The sequence below is a fragment of the Frankia sp. CgKIO3 genome (genome assembly GCF_977946435.1).
In genome coordinates this window covers 1-2,773 of the sequence record NZ_CDWTMO010000284.1, presented here as the reverse complement: position 1 = coordinate 2,773, position 2,773 = coordinate 1, and the positions used below count along the sequence as shown (strand labels likewise).

Here is a 2,773-nt window from a genome sequence, read left to right as displayed (position 1 = left end):
TGCGGAAGACAAGCCTCGTCCCGCACGCCGCCGAGGGCGACCCGGACGAACGACCGGCCCATGGCCCGGGCGATCGATTCGCCGAGTGATGTCTTGCCGACCCCGGGCGGGCCGGCGAGTGCCAGCACGGCACCGCCGCGCCGGCCACCGACGACGCCGAGACCAGCATCGGCCCGGCGCTTGCGCACCGCCAGATGCTCGATGATGCGGTCCTTGACGTCGTCGAGCCCGGAGTGGTAGGCGTCGAGTACCGCGCGGGCCGCGGCGATGTCGTAGGAGTCCTCCGCCCGGACATTCCACGGCAGGTCGAGGATGGTGTCCAACCAGGTGCGGATCCAGCCGCCCTCCGGGGAGGAATCCGACGTCCGCTCCAGCTTGTCGACCTCCTTCAACGCCGCGGCGCGGGCCTTCTCCGGCAGGTCGGCGGCCTTGACGCGGGCCCGGTAGGCGGCCGGTTCGGAGCCGCCGTCGCCGCCCGCGCCGGAACCCGGACCGGAGCCGCCCAGCTCGGCCAGCTCCTTGCGAATGGCGTCGAGCTGGCGGCGCAGCAGGAACTCACGCTGCTGGCGGTCCATGCCCTCCTGGACGTCGCGGCGGATGGTCTCCGCGACGTCCAGTTCGGCCAGATGGTTCTTGGTCCACGCCAGCAGCCGTTCAAGCCTCGTGGCGACGTCCGCGGTGCCCAGCAGCTCGATCTTCTGCGCGGTGGTCAGGTAGGAGGCGTAGCCGGCGGTGTCGGCGAGCGCGGACGGATCGGTGATCGCCGCGACGGAGTCGACGACCTGCCAGGCGCCGCGCTGGCGCAGCAGGTCGGTGACCAGGGCGCGGTACTCCTTCGCCAGGTTCTCGACCTTCGCCGGATCCTCGCCGGTCCGCGCGGGGGCGGCGTCCGCCGGAGCGTCGAGAGTGCCGGACGGCGGCCCAGCCCCCTAGTTCACGACGGCCCCCTCGTTCACCACGGTGTCGCCCCACACGGCGTCGACCCAGGTGACGTCGCCGGGACCCGAGCGCACGCCGCCGACACGGGCCCGGGCGGTTCCGCGGACGATCGCGGCCGAGCCCCCTCGCGGCAACCGGCCGACCTGTTCGATCACCCCGACGGCGGCCACGTCGGCGAGCGTGCCGTCGGTCCTGGGAACCAGCAGCACCTCGGCGGGCCGGCCCGCCGGCTGACCGGAGATCCCCGGCGCCCGCGCGTCGGGAGCGCCGCGGGATCCGCCGGCACGGGCGGCTTCGACGGCGGCTCGGATCTCACCATCGGACATGTCGAGAGACACGATCATGCCCGGTAGCACGACGGCGTCGTCGAGCGGCAGGACGGGCAGCACCCGGATCTGTGGCATGTGGTCCATCTTCACGTGAAGAAATTGAGTCACTTACACTGAAGTCCTTTTAGCTTACCGTTGTTCCCGGGATTGATCGCTGAGGGCGAACGCTTCTCGTTCGCGCCCTGATGATCAAAGAATTCGCGGGAAGGATCGAGGGTGGCCCGTGGTTGCGCGGGTTGGTAGTTGCATCTACAGGTAGAGGCGCCGGGATGAGCTGCTCGAGCAGGTGGAGCTGCTCGAGCAGGTCGACCGGCGATCGTGAGCCCGCCAGGAGGACGACATGCCTGCCGTCACCGCCGATACCGTCCGCCTGCCTCGGCTGGCTGAGCCCGCGCTCGGCAAGGTCGACCGTCCGGTGCGGAGGGTGACCGCCGCGCCCACCGGGCTGGAGGGCGAGGGCTTCCCGGTGCGTCGGGCCTTCGCCGGAGTACGGCTCGCCGAGCTGGATCCGTTCATCCACATGGACGAGATGGGCGCCGTCGACTACGGGCCGGGCGAGCCCAAAGGAACCCCGTGGCATCCCCACCGCGGATTCGAGACCGTCACCTACATGATCGACGGAACCTTCCAGCACCAGGACTCGCACGGCGGCGGCGGACTGATCGCCGACGGCGCCACCCAGTGGATGACCGCCGGCGCGGGCATCCTCCACATCGAGACGCCGCCGGAGAAGCTTGTCGTCAGCGGCGGCCTGTTCCACGGTGTCCAGCTCTGGGTTAACCTCCCGGCGAAGGACAAGTTCTCCCCGCCGCGGTACCAGAACCTCGAGGGTGGCCAGGTCTCCCTGGTGTCCTCGCCGGACGGCGGTGCCCTGCTGCGGGTCATCGCCGGTGACGTCGGGGGCCACCGGGGCCCGGGTGCCACGCATACCCCGATCTCCGTCGTCCACGCGACGCTGACCCCCGGCGCGGCGGTGCACGTGCCGTGGAACCCCGAGTTCAACGCGCTCGCCTACGTCCTCGGTGGCCGTGGGACGGTGGGCCCGGACGCCACGGTGATCCGGGCCGGTCAGCTCGCGGTCCTCGGAACGGGGGATCTGCTCGGTGTCGCCGCGGACGACCGGCAGGACGCGTCCTCGCCGAACCTCGAGGTCCTGCTGCTGGGCGGTCGGCCGATCCGGGAACACGTCGAGGTGTACGGCCCGTTCGTCATGAACACCTGGGCCGAACTGCGCCAGGCCGTCGAGGACTATCAGGCCGGCCGGCTTGGGGTCATTCCGGCGAACGCACTGATGCCGCATCGCGTCTGAACCCGATGGCATTTCCGGGTTCCCGTGCGGACCTGAGGTGAAGAGCGTCCCGTCATCCGCCTGGCGCCCCGCACGATGCCCGCCCCCGCCTCGTACCAGCTCCGCCGCATCCCCCGTCGTGCTTCCATATGCCACCGTGCGTGCTTCCGTAGGCCACGCCCGTGTCGGTCGAAAATATGGATCGTATGGTGGATAA

General features: G+C 70.6%; 1 protein-coding gene and 1 pseudogene. One reads left to right on the top strand and one right to left on the bottom strand.

Annotated elements, in window-relative coordinates; translation table 11 throughout:
* Window positions 1–1,343: pseudogene (locus AC08OJ_RS19570) on the bottom strand (LON peptidase substrate-binding domain-containing protein); the annotation flags it as partial.
* Between the two features lie 265 nt (window positions 1,344–1,608).
* On the opposite strand from AC08OJ_RS19570, the gene AC08OJ_RS19565 reads away from it, so the two are divergent.
* A complete protein-coding gene (locus tag AC08OJ_RS19565; protein WP_476594766.1) occupies window positions 1,609–2,577 on the top strand; it encodes a pirin family protein in 969 nt (322 codons plus the stop codon).
* Window positions 2,578–2,773 lie beyond the last annotated feature (196 nt).

Bases quoted from the DNA above. Each gene is read 5' to 3' on its own strand.
- AC08OJ_RS19565 (WP_476594766.1), top strand. From the start codon at position 1,609: ATGCCTGCCGTCACCGCCGATACCGTCCGCCTGCCTCGGCTGGCTGAG.